The organism is Pseudomonas sp. MF08817 (assembly GCF_059862705.1).
This window is the reverse complement of sequence record NZ_JCBCUY010000013.1, coordinates 113,255-134,394: the sequence shown is the minus strand read 5'-3', so window position 1 is coordinate 134,394 and position 21,140 is coordinate 113,255. Positions and strand designations below refer to the sequence as shown.

Here is a 21,140-nt window from a genome sequence, read left to right as displayed (position 1 = left end):
CCTGAGTCAGCTGCCGGTAATGCGTAGTCATCTGCGCTTGAATCCTTCGGTGTGAGAGCCTGGATTCTACCGGTGGCTGACTCTCTGCCTATCGTTTCAAACGTTGCACTTATTCTATGAATTCAGGTGGCAAATCCTTGTTATTGGAATGAGCCAAAAAGGCTAACAAACAGGGTGCTTTCAGTAATGTCGGACGCTTCCCGATTGCGCTGCTTAAAAGGCCTACAGTTTTTGGAGGTGAGCGCAGATGTTCTCCTACGCAGCTGAGAACTTAAGGGCACAGCCAGTCGGCGCAGCGATAAGGTGCGGTGGTAGGAATACGTTGGTGGTGCGGGGGCTTGCTTGAAGCCATGCCACATGGATGATCGCCTGCTGACGATGGCGGCAGTGGGTGCGCTTGATCGCATCTTTTAGGCCAGGCTTCAACTACAGCAAGGCGGAGGTGATGCTCATGGATCTTCGGCAGCCAGGTGAGTACACCGACGATCTGTTTGCGAGATCGCAGCCGGCAGAGTCGACGCGGATCATGGCTGTGCTGGATCAGATCAATGAACGTTGGGGCACGGGAACGCTTCGATCCGCGAGTGTGCCAGGCAACCCTGAGGGGGGTATGCAGCGGGAGATGATGAGTCAGAGTTATGCCACGAAGCTTGACCCGCTTTGGGCTGTGAGCTGTAAGTAACTCCTGTCAGCTGTTGCGAGTAGCTGTTTTCGGCCAAAGCGGTCTTGAGCCGAGCCGCCGGGGCGTCTCGGCCCTTCGGGCATGCATCCTTCACACCTACGGGCTTCGGCACGCGCGCACCGCTTGCTAGGGAGCGCACCACTCCTCGTTAATCTGTAACCTGCGGGCAAGGGTTAAAAACCTCGGTTACGTCGAGTGTTGTATGCCACGGGATGGCAGTGCCTGGCACCATTCCGCCTACGGTTTGCTGTCGACCCGACTTGCGCACATATCCGCCATCCGTCCCAGTGAAGACGTGCTGCCCTGGCTTCGTCAGATAATCAAAGAAACTGAGTTTCACAGGCACATTCATTTGCCCGCCCGGTGTAATGACGGCGAGCATGATCGCGCGGTCTTTGGTGAATACAAAGAACGGTTCGACTCCAGTGCGACCACCAACTGTCTTCACGCACTGCACTTGTTCTGGGAGGATGCGTGCGGTTTCAGTGTAGGTGTGGTTGTTGTAGAGGCTAAGGATCAGGCCTTTGCTGGTCAACACTCCCAGGCCTTGAGTAACTCTGCAGATGCCTTCGCTTCCATATGGGGACAAGCACCAGTTCGTTTCCGACACGGCTTGAATATCCGATGGTGCAATTTTCAGATCGCGCTGGATTTGGGCTTTTGATTCCGGCGTGTCGTAAGGGATCATCACGCATCCACCGACTGTCACTGCTGCGATGAGGCCTATGGCCGCAGCTACGTTTTGAACTGATGATTTGAAGGTGTTCATTGTTCGCTCTCCTTGCTGTATTGCCACCACTGGAAGGCTGCGGCGATTTTGGTAGCGAACCTTACGGCATGGGCGGCAAGCGGTCATCCTCGTGCTGATAGCTGGATCGGTAGATGACTTGACTGGACGCTTACAGTCAGCATGCAGGTAGCCTGGAAAACTGATTTTTTCAACACAATCGGCCGCTTTCAGCCGGTCGTGGATGGAAGAAACCGACCCAATGCGGCCGTTTCCTAACACCCAGGCACTCATTCCCAGTCAGCGGAGCCAATGGTCGGATGATCATTAATCGCGGTGGCCATGCGTCATTATCGGGGGACAACAATAGGAACGAATATCGGTGTCGGCGGAGCCGGTGGCATCATCATTCCATCGCTTTTCACCACATTCATTCTGGCCAATAGCAGCCATTCATGGACGACTTTTATCGACCGAGGCTGTGTAAAAACACTTTCGTGCAGATACAGCAATCAAAATCGGCGCGAAAACCACGTTCCTACGCAAAATCCAGGTCTGCTGACCAACCGAACGTCTGCAGATTTAACCTAGAAGCGAGGCCTTCAAAACGGCGCCTGCGTTTTTACACAGCCTCGACCTTTAGCTGCCGGTCAGCACAGGCATAGTCCGGCAGTAGCGTCGTTAAGGAAAGTTCGTTTCTGAGGATAGGCAGGTGTTGCAATTGTCTCAGGTTGGCGGCGTTTTGCTGCCAAAGTTAAATGGCGTTAAAGCGCTTTCTGCCGACAGTGCAGCAGGGCCTCGCTTATCATGGCATGGACCAATGAGGGAGAAACGCCGAGGATCTTTGCGATTTCATTCTGTTTCATGCCGTGGATGCGGCACATTTCGAACGCATACCGGGTGCGTTCCGGCAAATCGGACAATGCGTCGGAAACCCTTTCCAGTACTTGTTGATCCGACACCAATGCTTCCGGTGTATCCGCCTGCGGGCCGGACATTTCGCTGCTGTCATCTTCGTGGACGATCCAGCGCTCCTCGAACTGACGGCGACGGTAATGGTCGATGGACAGGTTGCGCACGATGCGCGTGAGGTATGAGGCTTGCGACTTGATCAGCCCACTGGTGTCAGCCCCACCCATTTTCAGAAACGCTTCATGGACAATGTCTTCGGCCTGGCTGCGACATCCGGTAATTCGTGCCGCGAGTCCAATCAAGCGCTGACGTCGCTCAAAGAACACCTCAAGCAATTGGGTATCGCTCCCCGCCGTATTAGGCTTTTGCATGATGCACCTGAATTGTTTTAGGAATCTGCCAGCGAGGGTCGTGAATTTATTCTTATTAAGAATTATTTGCAATCACTGCCCGAAGTCGTTCAGCCTGAGTGCCATCAATTAACGCCGAGGTTAATTTCAACGGCGTGCTGGAACTGAGCCAAAACCGCAGGACATGGAGTAAGCTTGCCGAAATTTTCCTTCTGCCAGCCAAGATGACCAATTTTCCCTGCCCGCAGAAAACCACTAGCGAAATAGCTGCCGACTGGTGTGTGCGACTGCATTTCAGTGAGTGCACGGACGCTGATCGCGCCGAGTTCCGGTGCTGGTATGATGCGGACCCTGCCCATGCGCTCGAGTACACGAAAATGTGCCGAGTATGGGAGGTGAGCGAACAATTGCCGACCAGCCTCGATGTCGACAGATCGGGGCGCTCGCGTTGGAGCCAGCCATTATTCTGGATGGCGCGTGCGGCGGTGGTGTTGGCGGCGGTGGGGGGCGTCTGGGGTACAGGCTGGTCAGCGGGTCTGCTGCCTGGCAGTGTTCGCTATTTCACCGCGCAGGAAGTCCGTCGACAAGTTGAGTTGCCTGATCACAGTCAAGTGCAACTCAATCAGCGTACTGGGCTTGTCTACCTCGGTTTTCGCGATCAACGCCAGGTACTGCTACGTGATGGCGAGGCTTTTTTTGATGTGGAGCACGATCTTGAAAAGCCGTTCGTGATTCGTGCTGAAAACGCCACTATCAGAGTCACCGGTACTCATTTCAATGTCTGGACCGGACAAGAGCTGACCACGGTTACCGTCACCCAGGGCTCGGTGCTGGCTTCGAGCGACAAAGGCAGCCCTGATAACAATCAGGGCACGGTGCTCACCGCCGGCATGCAGGCAGCATTCAGCCCTGGTCATCTGGCGCAATTGGCTCGCATCGATCCCGCCAGGGCCGCTGCCTGGCGCGATGGCAAGCTGATGCTCGATGGGGTCAGCCTGCGCGAAGCGCTGCCCCAGATCAATCGCTACCTTGACGTACCGTTGAAGCTGGCGAGCAGCGAGGTCGGTGACCTGCGCATCGGCGGCACCTACAACATCAGCGAGCTTGACCAACTGGTCGTCGGGCTGCCGAAGATACTCCCGGTAAAGTTGCGCCACAGCGATGAGGCGACCCTGTTGTTCAGTCGCTGAAACCTGCCCACTGGATTTCTTTTTCGTGATTTCCTGAACAAATCACACGCTCATTCGTCGATCCGGCATGCCCTTAACATCAAGCTACCGGAACCATTATGAGCGCCTATCCACTGAATCGACCCGCCCTGCAACTGCGCTGCTGCATTGCCGCCGCCATTCTGGGCCTCACATTGGTGACAGCGGTACCGGCAATGGCCGAGCCGGCCCGAGTCAACATCCCTTCGCAGGCGCTGTCGTCGGCGCTTTCCGATCTGGCCAGGCAGACCAACCTGCAGATCATCTACAGTGAGGACACGGTGTCCGGGATTCGAAGTCGTGACGTCGCCGGAGAGATGGAGCCGGAGGCTGCACTTCGCCAGTTGCTGGGCGGGTCAACAATTGTCTACCAGATCGAAGGTAATCATGTGACCTTGCAGGGTCGCAGTGACGACTCGACGATGGCATTACCTGTCACCAGCATCGTCGGTCAGGCCTACAGTTCTGTAAGTCCTGACGACGGCTATATCGCCAAGCGCGCCTCTGCTGGCACCAAGACCGACACGCCTCTGGTTGAAACGCCATACTCGGTTTCTGTGGTTACCCGTGAGCAAATTAAAGCCCAGCAGCCCAAGACCATCGCCCAAGCCCTGCGTTATACGCCGGGCGTCAATGCCGAAATCTCCGGGCCTCAGTTCGTTACCGACCAGTTGACCATTCGCGGTTTTCAGCAGGGCACCGGACGCATGTTGCGTGATGGAACGCGCACCTTCTTGCCCGAGTTTCTCGGCTGGGACGCCCCCGAACCTTATGGCCTGGAACGAATTGAAGTGCTGCGCGGTGCCAGTTCGGTACTTTACGGAGCTTCCGATCCAGGTGGACAGATCAATCTGGTGACAAAGCGCCCGACGATCGAGCCACTGCATGAAGTGCAGTTGCAAATGGGCAACCACAACTATCAGCAGGGCGCCTTTGATCTGGGGGATGCACTGGACGAGGAGGGCATCTGGAGTTACAGGCTGACTGGCCTGTTCCGGGAAGCCGATGCCCAGACCGACCACATTACTAACCGTCGTCAGTACATCGCCCCAGCCATCAGCTACCGTCCCAGCGACAACACCGAGCTGACGTTCCTGGGCGAGTACCAGAAGCAGACCGGCAACTTCGCCAACCTGCTGCCGGCCGATGGCACTGTGTTTCGCGACCCTCGTGGACGCCTGGACCGCGACACCTACGTGGGCGACACCGCGTCTGACTTCATGACCAACGAAAAGACTTCTCTGGGCTACGTGTTCGAACATCAATTCAACGAAGTCTGGACGGCGCGACAGAACGTGCGTTACAGCGACTATCGCCAAGCCAGTTCCGAGATCGCCATTTTCGGGCCGGCGGGCGACCAGTACTCGCGCTACAACGATCAGCGCAAGGGCGACGGTCATCTGTTCACTATGGACAACCAGATACAGGCCAACTTCGCCACGGGCCCGCTCGAACACACGCTGTTGACCGGCGTCGACTACAACAACGGCAAGTTTGATCAGGAGCAATCGCTGAACTTCATCTTGGAAAGCTTCGACGTGTTCAATCCGGTCAACGGGCAGCCATTGACCTTCGTTCCGTTCAGCGCCGCCAGCTACGAACAGAAAATGTCGCAAACCGGTGTCTACCTGCAGGATCAGTTTAAAGTTGACAAGTGGGTGTTCCTCCTGGGCGGTCGCTACGATTGGGCCAGCAACCAGAAGGACGACCGCGCTCCGCAAACCCAGAAGGATGAGAAGTTCAGCGGTCGCGCCGGTATTGTCTACCTCTTCGACAATGGCCTGGCTCCCTATGCCAGCTACAGCGAATCGTTCCTGCCGGTCATGGGCTTTACCGCTAACAATTCGCAACTTAATCCGGAAATCGGCAAACAATACGAAGTGGGCCTCAAGTACGAACCGCCAGGGACCAACAGCCTCTACACCATTGCCTGGTTCGACCTCACCAAACAGAACGCCACCGAGAACGTTGGCGGCTTCTCCCGCCAGGAAGGTGAGGTTCGTTCCAAAGGTGTGGAGTTCGAGGCCAAGACCGAAATCACCCAGGGTTTCAATCTGATCGGCAGTTACACCTGGAATGATGTTGAAGTCACTCAATCGGAAACCGGCAACAAGGGTAATACGCCGTTCCGGGTGCCAGAGCACATGGCGTCGCTGTGGGGTGATTACATCGTCCAAAGTGGCTCGCTGGCTGGCTTGCGTCTGGGTGCTGGCGCCCGTTACGTGGGCAGCACATTCGGCGATTCGGCCAACAGTTTCAAAGTGGACAGCTATTCCGTGGTCGACGCACTGGTCAGCTATCAACTCGGCAAGGTCGATGCTTCGCTGGAGGGCGTAGAAGTGTCGTTGAACGCCACGAACCTGTTCGACGAAGAGTACGTGGCCGGTTGCTTCAGCACCGTGGGCTGCCAGTACGGACAGCAACGTACTGTCTACGGCACGGTGAGTTACAACTGGTAAGTCCGGGCTGGCCAGATACAGTTTTTTGTACCTGGTCGCCGGCCGTGTCCGGCAACTCTCGGCAAGCGTGGATCTACAGGAAAAGTACCGAACATGACCGCCCGATTCTTGCGCAACTGGTATCTGGTGCATAAATGGACCAGTCTGATCGCCACTCTCTTTTTGTTGTTGCTGTGCCTGACGGGGTTGCCGCTGATCTTTCATGAAGAGATCGAGCACTACTTCGAACCGCACCCGGAACTGCGTCCGCTGACTGCCGAAGCGCCACGAATCGACTACGACAAGGTGACTGCCAGTGCCTTGGCAGCACGGCCAGGCGAAGTCGTGCGCTTCGTCGGTTTCGACCCGCAAGATCCGCTAGGCATGGTGATCACTGCAACAAGCCTGGTGCCTCCTCCGCTTGACGGTCACTCTCAGCCGTTCGATACGCGCACCGGCGAGCTGTTCCCGCCGGAGCCGCCGGATAATGGTTTCATGAACCTGATGCTGCGCCTGCATACCGATTTGTTCGTCGGTCTGCCCGGTTATCTGTTCCTCGGATTCATGGGGCTACTGCTTGTAGCGTCGCTGGTTTCCGGTGTGGTGGTGTACACGCCGTTCATGCGCAAGCTGGACTTCGCCACCGTGCGCAGCGGGCGTAGTGAACGACTGAAATGGCTGGACCTGCATAATGTGCTCGGTATCGTCACGCTGGCTTGGGTGGTGGTGGTTGGCATTACCGGCGTGATCAATACCCTGGCGCTGCCCATACAAGGCATGTGGCAGACGGGCCAGCTGGCGGATATGACTGCGCCCTATAAAGACGCACCACCACTGGAAAGCCTCGGTTCCTTGCACAAGGCGCTGGAATCCGCTCGAAACGCGGCGCCTGACATGGAACCGAGTTTCGTGGCGTTTCCGGGTACTCAATTCAGCAGCAAGCATCATTACGCGGTGTTCATGCGCGGTACCACGCCACTCACCGCGCGCCTGCTCAAGCCGGCCCTGGTGGACGCGCGAACGAGCGAGCTGACTGACATGCGCGAGATGCCCTTGTATGTGAAAACCTTGCTGGTCTCGCAACCCCTGCACTTTGGCGATTATGGCGGCTTGCCACTGAAGATCATCTGGGCACTGCTCGACGTGATTACCATCGTCGTCCTGGGCAGCGGTCTGTACCTCTGGTTGGGCCGACGCAAAGTAACATTGGAAAAGCGCCTTGCTGACCTGAATGCCAATGGCGTGGGAATGGAGGGCAGGGCATGAGGCGCGGCCTATGGATGATATTTCGTTGGCCGCTGTTGCTGGCTCTGCTGAGCTTTCTCGGGCTGTTTTCGGCACTCATCGGCGATGAGTTCTACGATCTGCTGTCGTGGCTCAGCCTCGGCGTGCCATTGCTGCTGGTCGGGGTGGTGTGGATACGCATGCGTCATGTAAATCGGCCACGTTCGTGATCGTACTCGGCGCTCTGCTGGGAGAGCGGGGGCGGAACAGCCATTACTTTTTTGTTTTCCCACTGAGACCGGTGCGCCTCTGTTCAGGGCCCGATGGATTCAGGCTTGGCCTGACTGTCGGGTTCTGGCCGGTTAGCGACGGTCTGACTTCGACCGTCGCTATACATGGTCAAACCTCAGTCTGTTCCGCCATTTCCAGGGCGTCATCGACCTCAATTCCCAGGTATCGCACAGTGCTCTCCAGCTTCGTATGGCCGAGCAGCAACTGAACCGCAGGCAGGTTCTTCGTCCTGCGATAGATCAGTGATGCTTTCGTACGTCTCATTGTGTGTGTGCCATACATTGCTGGATCAAGGCCTACGGCTTTCACCCAGCCTTTGACGATACGAGCGTATTGACGAGTAGATAGATGGTCTGAAGTATGCAGCCGGCTAGGAAAAAGGCAGTCCTCGCTGTGTAGCTGGGCCCGGTGTATCCAGGCCGCGAGAGCAGACCGTGTTTGCTCAGTGATCTCAAACTGCACAGGCCGCTGCGTTTTCTGCTGCATCACCATGGCTCGTGATGATACGTGCTCGCCATGAGCGACATCGCGCACGCGGAGCTTGGTTAAGTCGCAGGCTCGAAGCTTGCTGTCGATGGCCAGATCGAAGAGAGCCAGATCTCGGGTTCTTTCCGCCATTTGAAGCCTTACTCGGATGGCCCAGATATCGCTCAGTCGGAGTGGGGGTTTCTGCCCGACCAATTTTCCTTTGTTCCAGGGCTGACAGCTGCAGGTAGCGATGATGTTCACGACAAGTCCTCCACGTGGTGAAGGACAAGGATGACTAATCAGAGCAACGGTCGCTAACCGGCCAATTGCGGACATCAGCGGTTAGCCTCACAGAGCTATGTTCAACAGCCCGCCCAGGACGCCGCTGCCGAGTACAACCAGCCACGGCGGCAACTTCCAGAACATCAACGCAACTAGTGCCACGAGGGCCAGACCAAAGTCCTGTGGGGCGTGAATCGCACTCGTCCATACCGGCTGATACAGAGCGGCAAGCAACAGACCCACCACAGCCGCATTGATGCCCAGCAGTGCCGCTTGGGTGCCGCTGTTCCGGCGCAGACGCTCCCAGAACGGCAAGGCGCCCACCACTAGCAGGAAAGCAGGCGCGAAAATCGCTAGCAGGCAAATCAGGCCTCCAAGCCAACCGCTGGGCGCCTGGTTCATCGAGGCGCCGAGAAATGCTGCGAAGGTGAATAGCGGCCCCGGGACGGCCTGAGCTGCGCCATAGCCTGCCAAGAATGCATCGTTGTCGACCCATCCAGAAGGCACGACTTCAGCCTGCAATAGCGGCAGCACCACATGTCCGCCACCGAAGACCAGCGAGCCGGTACGGTAGAAAGCGTCCACCATCGACAGCACCTGACTTGGGAACAACTTTGCCAGGAGCGGCAGCCCGAGCAGAAAGGCAAAGAACAGGGCCAGCCAGAATAGGCCAGCGCGACGCCGGATGCTAATGGGCAGTGGATCATGGGATTCGTCCGGCTGGGGCTTGAACAGCAACAGGCCAATGATCGCGGCAATAAAAATGACTCCCACTTGCCCTAAGGCGGACGGCATGAGCAGCACGAAGCAGGTCGCTGCCACCATGATGGATATACGCGGCGCGTCGGGGCACAAATTTCGCGCCATACCCCATACCGCCTGTGCGACCACCGCCACCGCTACCACCTTCAAACCGTGCAGCACACCAGTGGGCACGGTATCGCCATAGCTGGCGATGCCCAGAGCGAAGAGGATCAGGGCAGTCGCGGAAGGTAAGGTGAATCCCAGCCACGCAGCCAGTGCGCCGCCATAGCCTGAGCGAGACAGCCCAAGCGCGATGCCAACCTGACTGCTAGCAGGCCCCGGTAGAAACTGGCAAAGGGCGACCAAATCCGCATAACTGCGCTCGCTTAGCCACTGGCGACGCACAACGAATTCATCCCGGAAGTACCCCAAGTGAGCGACTGGGCCACCGAAAGAAGTCAGGCCCAATCGCAGAAAGATTAAGAAAACAGTCCAGTGGCTACGGTCAGCCTGGAGCGTATCGGTCATGTTCGTTTGATCCATCATTGGCAAATTCACCAAACGATAATCGAAAATCGTAACGGAATATGATGAATCTAGCTGCGCAACCTGATGATGCAGAGGCCTACTGAACCTTGTCGCCTAGCGGGTTGAGCCCAACCGCGTCAACCGCGGAGAGAAAGCTCCAATAGCTCATCAGCGTTGACAAGTGACCGCTTCTGGCCGGGAGACGCCTGTCACGACAGGCAGGAACCGGCCAGAAGCGGACGTAGGCAAGCGACAGCTACCTGCCAAAAAAGCGGACGGTATCACTTTTGCCAGGGACGGATCACCAAACCAAGGGACATCAATCTAAGTTGCCCTGCTCTACTGAGCATGGGAGGGCGTCATCCCTGCTAACAGGCGCTGGCTGCCGGATTACATGCCATGACGATCCACGCCGCGCCGTCGATCATCACCGACCGCTCGCCGGGGAGGCCGGCGAAAGCGGCGCGAACCGCCGCTGAAGCTTGGGCGCGGATGTCATCGCTTTGATGCGCGAGCACAAGCGACAGCGGGCCGCCCTCGAACGCCATCCTCACCGCGTCGTCGATAGCCGCATCCCGAGTCTCGCCTTCACCGAACGGGATGGAAACATCGAACGGCGCAAAATTGATATCGGTAAAGCCAGCGGCCGTCAGGATACGCGTCACGCGTCCTCGGTCACCGAACGAGAATGGTCCAGGTGCTTCAGGATCAGGCGGTGCGGCCAGCGGGACGATGCCCCTGATCGCGCCCATTGGCAGCTGTACCCAATCGTTCTCGGCCACGCCGCGCCAGCAGATGAAAGCGACCCGCCCGCCCGGTCGGAGCGCGTGTCGCATATGGGCAAATGCCCCTGTCGGATCGTCGAAGAACATCACCCCGAAACGCGAGAAAAGGATGTCAAACGCGCCCTCGGGCAGCTCGGCGTTACTGGCGTCGGCCACCTGGAACAGGACCGGCGTATCCTGCGGCGCAAGCTCGCGGGCTCTTCCAATTAGCGGTTCGGATATGTCTACGCCCAGCACATGTCCGCCCGCACCGACGCGTGCGGCCAGAGCCAGACTCGACGCGCCCGCGCCGCAACCGACGTCAAGCACGCGTTCGCCGGCGGCGGGCGCCGCGGCTTCTATCGCGGCCTGGCCAAATACCGCAAACATGGCGTCGAGCCGGGCCTGATTGGCGGCCCAGTACTCTCCACTTTCGCCATTCCAATCGGCGACCTGATAGGCTTTTTGCTCTGTCATGACATCTCCTCGTTTTGTTTCGTTTTAAACAGCTAGCCGTTGATCGGGGCAAAGAGGATAGGACGCTACTTGGCCCATGCCGCGATCCGTTCCGCGATCGCTTCAGGGGCCTCGATGTGCAGGAAGTGACCGACGCCGGGGACGACTTCCATCGCGTGCGGGGCGGCGAACCGATGTCTGTCTTCGACATGCGCGGGGAGGATGCAGCCGTCGTTGGCACCGTGAAGCTGCAACAGGGGCACCGTGATCGGCTGAGACATGCGGCGCGTCGCACCAATCATGCCGGGGCGCAGCATCGCCCGGTAATACTTTAGGGGCGCGGGCATGCTCTTGTGCAGATGCTCGTGTAGCTCTGCCTTGAGAGCGGGATCGAGCGAGAAGCCGGGCGACCATTGACGCCAGAGGCGGTCGATGAAGGCAAGATCGCGGGCGGTGGCGATCCAGCCGCTTCCAGGCAGTTGAAAGAGCCCCATGTACGAGCTCCGGCGCAGCTGAGCGAGGTGCGTCAGCCGGCTCATGAACGTGAGTGGATGAGGGATTGCGAGCGCAACCGCGCGTTCGATCCGCTGCGGTGCGGTGACGCAGGCATCATAGGTGATCAGGGCGCCCCAATCATGGCCAATCAAATCCACTCGGCGCCCCGGAGACCAGCGGTCGATCAGCGCGAGCACGTCGCTGGTGAGGGCTGCGAAGTCGAACGGCCCCGCAGTCGGGGACGGCGCGTAACCGCGAAGCCAAGGTGCGACGACGTGGCGGCCACGGCGGCCGAGCTCGGCAAGGAAAGGCTTCGCGGTCGGCGGATGATCTGGGAAGCCGTGCAAGACGATCGTCGGTTGACCATCGGGATCCCCCCCCTTCAGCGCATGAAAGGTGCCGTGTGGCAGGTCGAAAGTAGCGTGTTCGAACTCCATGTGTGTCAGCCTTTTTCAAAATTGGTCGGGCGAGACATCCTGATGCTGGCTTCGGTGTTACTGATCTTGGACATGTGCGCCTCCATGCTCATCTCCAATCTGTGCTCTCAAGCCGGCATCAACTGCTGGGCGAAAATACCGGCAATCGCGCCTTGCCATATTTCCGGAGTCAGGCTGTGCAAAAACCGGGGACGGCGACCTTCTGGAACAGGTGCGGGGTGGCTACGACGGATGACGGATAGGCCGAAACCTTCGCGACGAATTCGGGACGGGCGAAGGCCTCGCGGAGCGTCTCGGTGGACTCCCACACCACATAGTTCAGGAAGGTCGGGCTATCACCGATCGCTCGGTGCAGTTGGGTAGAGATGAAGCCCGGCTGCTTCTTCAGGGTTTCGCCTGCCGCCTTGAAGGCGTCCAGGAAGCCCACTTCGTCGGCGGAACCGACCGTGAATATGTTGATAAGTACGATTGGCGAGGCCGAGATGCTGAGTTGGCGCTCAAGCGGGAATTTATCGTCTAGAGGCTTGAATTTCTTTAGGACTTCCATGGTGGTGCTCGCGTCTATTGTGAAATTGAAATTGCCGTGATCGATGCTGCTTGCTCTCAAACCAGCATCGACTGCTGGGCGAAGATGCCCGCCATCGCGCCTTGCCATGAAGCCGTGCTGACAGAAGCCATGAGAGGGTTGGCGAGATCTCCGGCAGCGTAGACGCCGGGCACACTGGTTTCGCGGCGCTCGTCGACCTTGAGGGCGATGCCCAGGGGCGTATCGACCGTGGCGAGGCCCAGTGATTCATGCAGACGTGCGGACGGCTTGTTGCGCGGATGCGCGAACAGGATCTCGACCGCAACAGAGGGGCCGGCGTCGAGCCTGACAGTGGTGTTGTGGCTCTCGTCATGGTCGATTTCGGTGATCCGGCCATCGACGACAGGGATGCCGCGGCGTGCCAGATCGGCCAGGATGTCGGGTGGAATGTCTTGACCATTGGCGAAGACTGTCAGTGTGTCGGTCCAGTCGTGGTATAGCCTGACGTAGTTGTGCGAGGGCGGGCCGGACCAGACGAGGCCCCAATGCCGGCCCGCAACTTCAAAGCCGTCGCAATAGGGGCAGGGCACGATGGAGGTTCCCCAGCCTTCGGCAAAGCCGGGAAGTTCAGGCATCTGGTCGACGACGCCATAACTCAGGATCAGGCGGCGCGCCGTGAGGCTTTCGCCATCGCCAGTGAGAATGGAGAAATCGTCAATGCTGCCGGAGATACTTTCGGCCCGGGCAGTGACAAGGCTGATCGTAGGGTAGCGCGCCAACTGTTGCCGCGCTTCGGCCAGAATCTCCAGCGGTGGCTTGTGATCGTGGCCAAGCAAACCATGCGAGTGGTCGGCAAAGCGATTACGTGGAAGGCCGGTATCGAGAACGGTGACTTTTCGGCGGGCACGACCAAGCTGGAGAGCTGCGGCAAGACCCGCAAAACTGCCGCCGATAATGATGACGTCGTTCATGGTGATAGGCTCCGCGTTGTGGCTGAAGGGACTTGGGTTTTACTGTTTGGATACTTTCGAGTACCATAATCCCTAAATTACGATACCGTCAAGTACTGGAATTTTTATGACCGAAATCAGCCAGACCAGGCGCGGCCGGCCAGCCAACGAGGCACTCAGCCAATCGATCGTCGACGCCGCCGGCGAACTTTTTGTGGAGTTGGGATTTCAAGCGACAACAATGGACAAGGTCGCCCAGCGGGCAAAAATATCCAAGCTAAGCATTTACCGACACTTCGAGAACAAGGAGGCGCTGTTCAGCGCGGCCATTGCGGCCCATTGCCATCAGTTTGCACCACGGTCCATTGTTGAAGGCATCGACGGTTCGGCTGCAGATCAGCTGATGGCGGTGGGGACATTCCTGCTGCGCACGTTGTTGAGTCCGGAAGTGCGCAGTGTTGAAGCCATGATCATGGTCGACAAGGCGAAGCAAAAGTCGTTGAGCAAGCTCCATTACGAAGCAGGCCCCGCCTATGTCACTGCCCAGATCGAGGCCCTGTTGCGTCAGTTGCACGCGGAGGCGATGCTAAATGTGCCAGACCCTTTGGAGTCTGCCCGGTTGTTCGCCGCGCTTATCAAAGGGTCCGATCTTCTGATGATCGCCCGCTTCGATGAGGCGAAGGCAAAGGACAACAATGAAGTCGAATCCTATTGCCGGTCGGCCGTCGCAATGTTCATCGCAGCGCACGGTGCTTAGTGTTTGATTTGAACGCCTGATGTCGGTCGTCGGCTGGACATCACAAATGGCAGATTTCGGCCAAAAGCAGCCGTTGGTGGGCGGCTGCTGTCGACCCAATGCGGCCGTTTCCTAACACCCAGGCACTCATTCCCAGTCAGCGGAGCCAATGGTCGGATGATCATTAATCGCGGTGGCCATGCGTCATTATCGGGGCACAACAATAGGAACGAATATCGGTGTCGGCGGAGCCGGTGGCATCATCATTCCATCGCTTTTCACCACATTCACTCCACCCGTCTTGATGGTTTCGTACACTCGCTCCGTCGCCGCCGTGTCGTGATAGCCACCGTCATCGATCATCACGCTCAATGCGCTTTGGCGGCGCCCTTCTATAAGTTGCACTTGGTTAGTCCGGAAGTACGAATCCAAGGCGACCTTACTCAGGGTCGACAGATTGATCCGTAGGAGTTCTGTGTACTTCAGCGCCGAAGCGTCCCAGCCCTGCACATAGATTTCTTCTTGGGTCAGAGCGAAGGTGCAGAAGTGGTAGGCACCAGTGGTAGAACCTGGGGTAGAGACTAGTAACGAACAGCGACCGTGTTGCAGGATCGGACCCTTGATATCCGGAAAGTCTTTGCTGACTTGAGTCGTAAACTGCGCTCGGTCGTAGTAGATGGTTGCCCTGTCCAGGGGGGTAGTGTTGCAACCGGACGCCAGAACAGTCACGCACTATCAGTGCTCGGCTGGCTTGATGCGAGAGTTCTGTAAATCGTGCGCTTACACGTGCTGCGCATGGGTGGGAAACGCCTGAGGTGGTCAACCATGATTAACCGCGGCATCCCAAAGCGGCGGGCGGCGCGGCGCACCTTGGAGCGCAGTTCGCAAGGGGTGAGGCTGGCCGTCTCATCAATGACCAGGCGATCACCGTAATTATTGATGCGGGCCACCGCCGCCATGATCCGTGGCCAATCATCGTCTTCCAATTGGCCACGCATCAGGTTGGCGAGATTGAGCTTGCCCAAGATTGCGATCAGCCGGAAAACCAGGGCATGAGCCGGCATCTCCTGGCTGTATATCTGCACGCTATTGCCGGGTTTTTGCTGGAGGACGGCATCCACCACGCTCAGGGCCAGGCTGGTTTTACCCATGGAAGGCCTGGCCGCGATGACGATCAGGTCGGCGTCCTGAAAGCCCCCGGTCACTTGGTCCATCGCATTCAGGCCGCTGGGTACACCGGTGATGCTGTCGCCTTCGTTGAAGTGGAAATCAATCCGCTCGACCACCTCCATCAGCTTGTGCTTGAGGTTGACGAAGTCGTTGTGTGGGTTGCTCTGCCCCAAGGCGAATAGCCTTTGCTCCATGCGGTCCTGAACTTCAGCGCTTTTGGCCTGGTTGGAGGAGGCCTCGCGGCTGCACTCATAACCCAGGGTGACCAAGCGCCTTAGGTGGGCGCGTTCGCGGACGATCTCTGCGTACGTCGCAATGTTGGCGACGGATGGGGTGTTCTTGGCCAGCTCCCCGAGGTAAGCCAGCCCTCCGACTTCCTCTGGAGTGTTCAGCGACTCCAGCACGGTTACGACATCTATGGGGCAGTTGCGGCAAGCCAACTGCTCCATGGCCTGAAATATCAGGCGATGTTCACGGCGGAAAAAGTCTTCGGCCGCGAGATTTTCTGAAACAAGATCCCAGGCAGCGTTATCGAGCATTAACCCGCCGATGACCCCTTGTTCGGCCTCGATCGAATGAGGTGCAAGCCAATCAGCTACGGTCATTTGCTGGCTCCTTCCATGGTTGAGGGCCTGATCGAGGCGGGGTGGTGAGGGCTCAGTTGTTCTTCGGTGAGGGCCTCGAATTTCACGCGCCACTCAGGAAAAAGTTCCAGGCAGAGCGCCTTGATGACCTTGAACGCAGTAGGCGCCTGGCGGTTGGAAGGGAGCCTGTATTCCAGGCGATGGGCGGGGATGCCCTCTGTGGCGGCACGGCGGAAACTCACCGCAGCAGGCAAGGTGGTGTGGCGCATGCGCGCTTGGGGGTGGTCGGCGAAGGTTTCGGCCAGGGACTGGTGAATCAGGCGCGCGTCGCGGGTGGCGTCGAGTTTGTTGATGACGACGTTCAAGGGCGGGGTGCGGGCGCCCAGGGCCGCGAGGGGCTGGAGGTCGCGATAGAGCTGGAGCATGCCGCGATGAAATTCCCGGGCGGTGAGCATGTCCGGCGTGATGGGGGAAATGGCCATGTCGGCGCTCAGGAGGGCCATTTCCAGCAGGATCGAGCGGGCGCCCTGGGTGTCGATCAGCACCAGGTCGAAGTCCGCGGCGAAGGCGGGCATCAGGTTTTTCAGGCGCAGGCGCCCGTCTGCGGCGTGCAGGAGCAGGGTGCCGAGTTGGTTGAAGGGGTCGTTGGAGTGAATCAGGGAGAGGTTGGGGATACAGGTCTGGGAGAGGATCTGTTCGTACCGCGTCTCGTTGTGGGCAATCAGCTCGAAGACGCCGCCCGGGGCTTCGTGGGCCAGGGCATAAAACGACGACAGCGAGGGTTGGTTGTCCAGGTCGATGAGCAAGGTGCGAAGACCTGAGTCGGCGCAGAACGCGCCAAGGCTGGCAGTGACCGTGGTTTTACCGGGTCCGCCTTTGGTGGAGAGTACAGCTGCGATGTTCATGGCACGGGTCTCTGGGGGTAAAGATTGAGAGACGGCCTTTGATGTCACGATGCGCGGATGACTGGGTTCGGTCACCTGGCAGAAAGATGGCTCCACGACCTGGACTCGAACCAGGGACCCAGTGATTAACAGTCACTTGCTCTACCAACTGAGCTATCGCGGAATGCGCCGTATGTTACTGATTGAAAAGGACAAGTCAAGCGTGAAGTGAGTTTTTTGTGAATTCCGTTCGGTGTTCTGATGGGCGGCTGGAAGGCTTTATCCGCGGTTGCCGGTTACCAGAACCGCGCCACAGGTCTACCATGGCGCCCCGGCGGTGGTTTCACGCGCGGTCGGCCTCCAGTCGCAAAGGTAAACGTGCCATGACCTTATTTATCTCTTCCATCGCCTGTGTGTCGCGGGTGACGCCATGAGTATCGAGCAGATCAGCCTGCCCAAGGGCGTTGGTCCCCATGCTGGCAAGTTATTCGACGCTATTACCCAGGCCAGCAATGCCGAGGATTTGAACCGCGCCGGCGGCAAGGCCGAAGGTTTTGTGTTGGGGCTGGAAAGCACCAAGGCGATCAAGAGCCAGGTTGCCGAGGCGCTGTACGTTGCCTTCGATGACGCGGCGAGTGCGCGGGCTGCGCAGTTGGCGGGCTGAAACCCACAAAAACGGGGGAAGCCGATTGGCTTCTCCCTTTTTTGTGGTGCTTGCGGTTTAGATCACTTGGACGATGGCGTCGGTGACGACTTCGATGTTGTTCTGGTTCAGCGCGGCGACGCAGATGCGGCCGGTGTCCAGAGCGTAGATGCCGAAGTCGGTGCGCAGGCGCACGGCTTGCTCAACGGTCAGGCCGGAGTAGGAGAACATGCCGCGCTGGCGGCCGACGAAGCTGAAGTCGCGGCCTGGGGCCTTTTTCGCCAGCAGCTCGACCATTTGCTGGCGCATGCCACGGATGCGCAGGCGCATTTCGGCCAGTTCCTGCTCCCACTGCGCGCGCAGCTCTGGGCTGTTGAGCACGGCGGCGACGATGGTCGCGCCATGGGTTGGCGGGTTGGAGTAGTTGGTGCGGATCACGCGTTTGACCTGGGACAGCACGCGCGCGCTTTCTTCCTTCGATTCGCTGATGATCGACAGCGCGCCCACGCGCTCGCCGTACAGCGAGAAGGATTTGGAGAAGGAGCTGGAGACGAAGAAGGTCAGCCCCGACTCGGCGAACAGGCGCACGGCGGCGGCGTCTTCTTCGATGCCATCGCCAAAACCCTGGTAGGCCATGTCCAGGAACGGGATCAGTTTGTTCGCCTTGACCACGTCCAGCACGTTGTTCCAGTCCGCCGGGCTCAGGTCGACGCCGGTCGGGTTGTGGCAGCAGGCGTGCAGCACGACGATGGAACCGGCGGGCAGGGCGCTGAGGTCTTCGATCAGGCCGGCGCGGTTGACGTCATGGGTAGCGGCGTCGTAGTAGCGATAGTTCTGCACCGGGAAACCGGCAGTCTCGAACAGCGCGCGGTGGTTTTCCCAGCTCGGGTCGCTGATGGCGACGACGGCGTCGGGGCGCAGTTGCTTGAGGAAGTCGGCACCGATTTTCAGTGCGCCGGTGCCGCCGATGGCCTGGGTGGTGATGACCCGGCCTGCGCTGATGAGCGGCGAGTCAGCGCCGAACAGCAGCTTTTGCACAGCCTGGTCATAGGCGGCGATGCCATCGATGGGCAGGTAGCCGCGGGCGGCATGTTGAGCGACGCGGATCGTCTCGGCTTCGGCAACGGCACGCAAGAGTGGAATTTTCCCCTCCTCGTTGCAGTACACACCGACCCCCAGGTTCACCTTGTGGGTACGGGTATCGGCGTTGAATGCTTCGTTGAGGCCCAGGATTGGATCGCGTGGTGCCATTTCGACAGCGGAGAACAGGCTCATTTTTGCGGCGGCTCTGAATGGAAGAGGAGGGACGTGTAGCGCTCCAGCCGAATGCACTAGAGCGGTGCACAAACGGGGAGCAAGTATAGAGGCCATCTGGCGCCGCTGCGACAGGCGATTGGCCTTTTGCCGGAAGAATTTCGCTTTATTTTTCGACCTTTAGTCGGGTTGCCAGATCAAAGCCTTTGCGCTGTGTAGGACGTTTGCCTTGAAAACCGCAGTATTTGGCGCAACATCTAGTCTTTCCCGACCGCTTCAGGTCGCACTCATGGTTGCCCGGCCGCGCCTCGCAACCATGAATACGAGGTTCATGCATGTCTGATTTCCAGCTCGTCACCCGTTTCCAGCCCGCTGGCGATCAGCCAGAAGCCATTCGCCTGATGGTTGAGGGTATCGAGGCCGGGTTGGCGCACCAGACCCTGCTCGGCGTGACTGGCTCGGGCAAGACCTTCAGCATCGCCAACGTCATCGCCCAGGTGAACCGCCCGACGTTGGTGCTGGCGCCGAACAAAACCCTGGCGGCCCAGCTCTACGGCGAGTTCAAGGCGTTTTTCCCGAACAACGCGGTGGAGTACTTCGTTTCCTACTACGACTACTACCAACCCGAGGCCTATGTGCCTTCGTCCGACACCTTTATCGAGAAGGACGCTTCGGTTAACGACCACATCGAGCAGATGCGCCTGTCCGCGACCAAGGCGTTGTTGGAGCGCAAGGACACCATCATCGTTACCACGGTGTCGTGCATCTATGGCCTGGGCAGCCCGGAAACCTACCTGAAAATGGTCCTGCACGTGGACCGTGGCGACAAACTCGACCAGCGTGCTTTGCTGCGCCGCCTCGCCGACTTGCAATACACCCGCAATGACATGGACTTTGCCCGCGCTACCTTCCGGGTGCGCGGTGATGTGATCGATATCTACCCGGCGGAATCGGACTTGGAGGCGATTCGCATCGAACTGTTCGATGACGAGGTGGAAAGTATCAGCGCTTTCGATCCGTTGACCGGCGAAGTCATCCGCCGCTTGCCGCGCTTCACCTTCTACCCCAAGAGCCACTACGTTACCCCGCGGGAAACCTTGCTCGGGGCCGTTGAGGGAATCAAGGTCGAGCTCCAGGAGCGCCTCGACTACCTGCGCTCGAACAACAAACTGGTGGAGGCCCAGCGCCTGGAGCAGCGCACTCGTTTCGACCTGGAGATGATCCTGGAACTGGGCTATTGCAACGGCATCGAGAACTACTCGCGCTACCTCTCGGGCCGTGACTGCGGGGCTGCGCCGCCCACGCTCTTCGACTATCTACCTGCCGATGCCCTGTTGGTGATCGACGAATCCCACGTCAGCGTGCCCCAGGTCGGCGCCATGTATAAAGGCGACCGTTCGCGTAAGGAAACCCTGGTGGAATACGGCTTCCGCTTGCCTTCGGCGCTGGACAACCGGCCCATGCGCTTCGACGAATGGGAGAACATCAGCCCGCAGACGATTTTCGTCTCCGCCACACCGGGTAACTACGAGGCTGAGCACGCCGGCCGGGTGATCGAACAGCTGGTGCGGCCCACTGGCCTGGTGGACCCGCAGATCGAAATCCGCCCGGCGCTGACCCAGGTCGACGACCTGCTCTCGGAAATTTCCAAGCGCGTAGCCCTCGAAGAGCGCGTGCTGGTGACGACCCTGACCAAGCGCATGTCCGAAGACCTCACCGATTACCTCGCCGACCACGGTGTGCGTGTGCGCTACCTGCACTCGGACATCGACACGGTGGAGCGGGTGGAGATCATCCGCGACCTGCGCCTGGGCGCTTTCGATGTGCTGGTGGGGATCAACCTGCTGCGCGAAGGCCTGGACATGCCGGAAGTGTCCCTGGTGGCCATTCTCGACGCCGACAAGGAAGGTTTCCTACGCTCCGAGCGTTCGCTGATCCAGACCATCGGCCGCGCGGCACGTAACCTCAACGGCCGGGCGATTCTCTACGCAGACCGCATCACCGGCTCCATGGAGCGGGCGATCGGCGAAACCGAGCGCCGTCGCGAGAAGCAGATTGCCTTCAACCTGGCCAACGGCATTACCCCAAAAGGCGTGTTCAAGGACGTGGCCGACATCATGGAAGGCGCCACTGTGCCGGGCTCGCGCAGCAAGAAGCGCAAAGGCATGGCCAAGGCCGCCGAGGAAAGTGCGCGCTACGAGGCTGAACTGCGTTCGCCGAGCGAAATCACCAAGCGCATCCGCCAACTGGAGGAAAAGATGTACCAGTTGGCCCGCGACCTGGAGTTCGAGGCCGCTGCGCAAATGCGCGACGAAATCGGCAAATTGCGCGAGCGGCTGTTGGCGGTTTGATCTTCTATTTACGGGGCCTATCGCGAGCAGGCTCGC

Annotated in this window: 19 protein-coding genes, 1 tRNA gene and 1 pseudogene; 8 read left to right on the top strand and 13 right to left on the bottom strand. The window is 58.8% G+C overall.

Annotated features, from left to right (window positions below; translation table 11 throughout):
• Positions 1-360: 360 nt before the first annotated feature.
• Positions 361-682, top strand: a pseudogene (locus tag AC19YR_RS10485) (DUF4113 domain-containing protein); the annotation flags it as partial.
• 148 nt (positions 683-830) lie between these two features.
• Here the strand turns inward: AC19YR_RS10485 and AC19YR_RS10480 are convergent.
• Both AC19YR_RS10480 and AC19YR_RS10475 read right to left on the bottom strand, forming a co-directional pair.
• Entirely contained in the window at positions 831-1,451 is a 621-nt protein-coding gene (locus AC19YR_RS10480) for a hypothetical protein (RefSeq protein WP_095107663.1), read from the bottom strand.
• Positions 1,452-2,173: 722 nt separating this feature from the next.
• A complete protein-coding gene (locus tag AC19YR_RS10475; RefSeq protein WP_095107729.1) occupies positions 2,174-2,692 on the bottom strand; it encodes an RNA polymerase factor sigma-70 in 519 nt (172 codons plus the stop codon).
• 98 nt (positions 2,693-2,790) lie between these two features.
• Here AC19YR_RS10475 and AC19YR_RS10470 point away from each other — a divergent pair, with 98 nt between their 5' ends.
• The 4 genes from AC19YR_RS10470 (at position 2,791) to AC19YR_RS10455 (ending at position 7,771) form a co-directional block, all read left to right on the top strand.
• Entirely contained in the window at positions 2,791-3,861 is a 1,071-nt protein-coding gene (locus AC19YR_RS10470) for a FecR family protein (RefSeq protein WP_500598337.1), read from the top strand.
• Positions 3,862-3,959: 98 nt separating this feature from the next.
• Positions 3,960-6,338 carry a TonB-dependent siderophore receptor gene (locus tag AC19YR_RS10465; RefSeq protein WP_095107665.1) on the top strand — a complete coding sequence of 793 codons (2,379 nt, stop codon included), beginning with the start codon at positions 3,960-3,962 and terminating at the stop codon, positions 6,336-6,338.
• Positions 6,339-6,431: 93 nt separating this feature from the next.
• Positions 6,432-7,583, top strand: a complete 1,152-nt coding sequence (locus AC19YR_RS10460; protein ID WP_095107666.1) for a PepSY-associated TM helix domain-containing protein — start codon at positions 6,432-6,434, stop codon at positions 7,581-7,583.
• Positions 7,580-7,771: a hypothetical protein gene (locus AC19YR_RS10455; protein WP_095107667.1), complete on the top strand. Its 192-nt coding sequence runs from the start codon at positions 7,580-7,582 to the stop codon at positions 7,769-7,771. Before AC19YR_RS10460 ends, AC19YR_RS10455 begins: the two co-directional genes overlap by 4 nt.
• 169 nt (positions 7,772-7,940) lie before the next feature.
• Here the strand turns inward: AC19YR_RS10455 and AC19YR_RS10450 are convergent, their stop codons facing one another.
• The 6 genes from AC19YR_RS10450 to AC19YR_RS10425 all read right to left on the bottom strand — a co-directional run bounded on the left by AC19YR_RS10450 (position 7,941) and on the right by AC19YR_RS10425 (position 13,503).
• A complete protein-coding gene (locus tag AC19YR_RS10450; RefSeq protein WP_500598335.1) occupies positions 7,941-8,561 on the bottom strand; it encodes a tyrosine-type recombinase/integrase in 621 nt (206 codons plus the stop codon).
• An 87-nt stretch (positions 8,562-8,648) separates the two neighbouring features.
• Positions 8,649-9,854, bottom strand: coding sequence for a chromate efflux transporter (gene chrA, locus AC19YR_RS10445; protein WP_500598334.1), 1,206 nt, complete (start codon positions 9,852-9,854; stop codon positions 8,649-8,651).
• A gap of 368 nt (positions 9,855-10,222) precedes the next feature.
• Positions 10,223-11,095, bottom strand: a complete 873-nt coding sequence (locus tag AC19YR_RS10440) for a class I SAM-dependent methyltransferase (RefSeq protein WP_095107669.1) — start codon at positions 11,093-11,095, stop codon at positions 10,223-10,225.
• Positions 11,096-11,160: 65 nt separating this feature from the next.
• Positions 11,161-12,006, bottom strand: a complete 846-nt coding sequence (locus tag AC19YR_RS10435; protein ID WP_095107670.1) for an alpha/beta fold hydrolase — start codon at positions 12,004-12,006, stop codon at positions 11,161-11,163.
• Positions 12,007-12,175: 169 nt separating this feature from the next.
• Positions 12,176-12,553 carry an antibiotic biosynthesis monooxygenase family protein gene (locus AC19YR_RS10430; RefSeq protein ID WP_095107730.1) on the bottom strand — a complete coding sequence of 126 codons (378 nt, stop codon included), beginning with the start codon at positions 12,551-12,553 and terminating at the stop codon, positions 12,176-12,178.
• Positions 12,554-12,609: 56 nt separating this feature from the next.
• The gene (locus tag AC19YR_RS10425) at positions 12,610-13,503 is read right to left on the bottom strand and encodes an NAD(P)/FAD-dependent oxidoreductase (protein WP_095107671.1); all 894 of its coding nucleotides are present in this window, start codon (positions 13,501-13,503) and stop codon (positions 12,610-12,612) included.
• A 106-nt stretch (positions 13,504-13,609) separates the two neighbouring features.
• Between AC19YR_RS10425 and AC19YR_RS10420 the strand changes: the two genes are divergently transcribed.
• Entirely contained in the window at positions 13,610-14,239 is a 630-nt protein-coding gene (locus AC19YR_RS10420; RefSeq protein ID WP_095107672.1) for a TetR/AcrR family transcriptional regulator, read from the top strand.
• A 186-nt stretch (positions 14,240-14,425) separates the two neighbouring features.
• Here the strand turns inward: AC19YR_RS10420 and AC19YR_RS10415 are convergent, their stop codons facing one another.
• From AC19YR_RS10415 to AC19YR_RS10400, 4 genes are all read right to left on the bottom strand, one after another.
• Positions 14,426-14,947: a hypothetical protein gene (locus AC19YR_RS10415; RefSeq protein ID WP_500598332.1), complete on the bottom strand. Its 522-nt coding sequence runs from the start codon at positions 14,945-14,947 to the stop codon at positions 14,426-14,428.
• Positions 14,944-15,993, bottom strand: coding sequence for a DnaB-like helicase C-terminal domain-containing protein (locus tag AC19YR_RS10410; protein ID WP_500598331.1), 1,050 nt, complete (start codon positions 15,991-15,993; stop codon positions 14,944-14,946). The genes AC19YR_RS10415 and AC19YR_RS10410 overlap by 4 nt, the downstream gene beginning before the upstream one ends.
• On the bottom strand, positions 15,990-16,877 hold the full coding sequence (locus tag AC19YR_RS10405; protein WP_500598330.1) for a ParA family protein: 888 nt from the start codon (positions 16,875-16,877) through the stop codon (positions 15,990-15,992). Before AC19YR_RS10405 ends, AC19YR_RS10410 begins: the two co-directional genes overlap by 4 nt.
• A gap of 87 nt (positions 16,878-16,964) precedes the next feature.
• Positions 16,965-17,040: transfer RNA gene (locus AC19YR_RS10400), tRNA-Asn, on the bottom strand.
• Positions 17,041-17,286: 246 nt separating this feature from the next.
• Here AC19YR_RS10400 and AC19YR_RS10395 point away from each other — a divergent pair.
• Positions 17,287-17,520: a hypothetical protein gene (locus AC19YR_RS10395; RefSeq protein WP_095107676.1), complete on the top strand. Its 234-nt coding sequence runs from the start codon at positions 17,287-17,289 to the stop codon at positions 17,518-17,520.
• Between the two features lie 57 nt (positions 17,521-17,577).
• On the opposite strand, the gene AC19YR_RS10390 is transcribed toward AC19YR_RS10395, so the two are convergent.
• A complete protein-coding gene (locus tag AC19YR_RS10390; protein WP_095107677.1) occupies positions 17,578-18,774 on the bottom strand; it encodes an amino acid aminotransferase in 1,197 nt (398 codons plus the stop codon).
• A 314-nt stretch (positions 18,775-19,088) separates the two neighbouring features.
• Here AC19YR_RS10390 and uvrB point away from each other — a divergent pair, with 314 nt between their 5' ends.
• Positions 19,089-21,104, top strand: a complete 2,016-nt coding sequence (gene uvrB, locus AC19YR_RS10385) for an excinuclease ABC subunit UvrB (RefSeq protein ID WP_095107678.1) — start codon at positions 19,089-19,091, stop codon at positions 21,102-21,104.
• Positions 21,105-21,140: the final 36 nt, after the last annotated feature.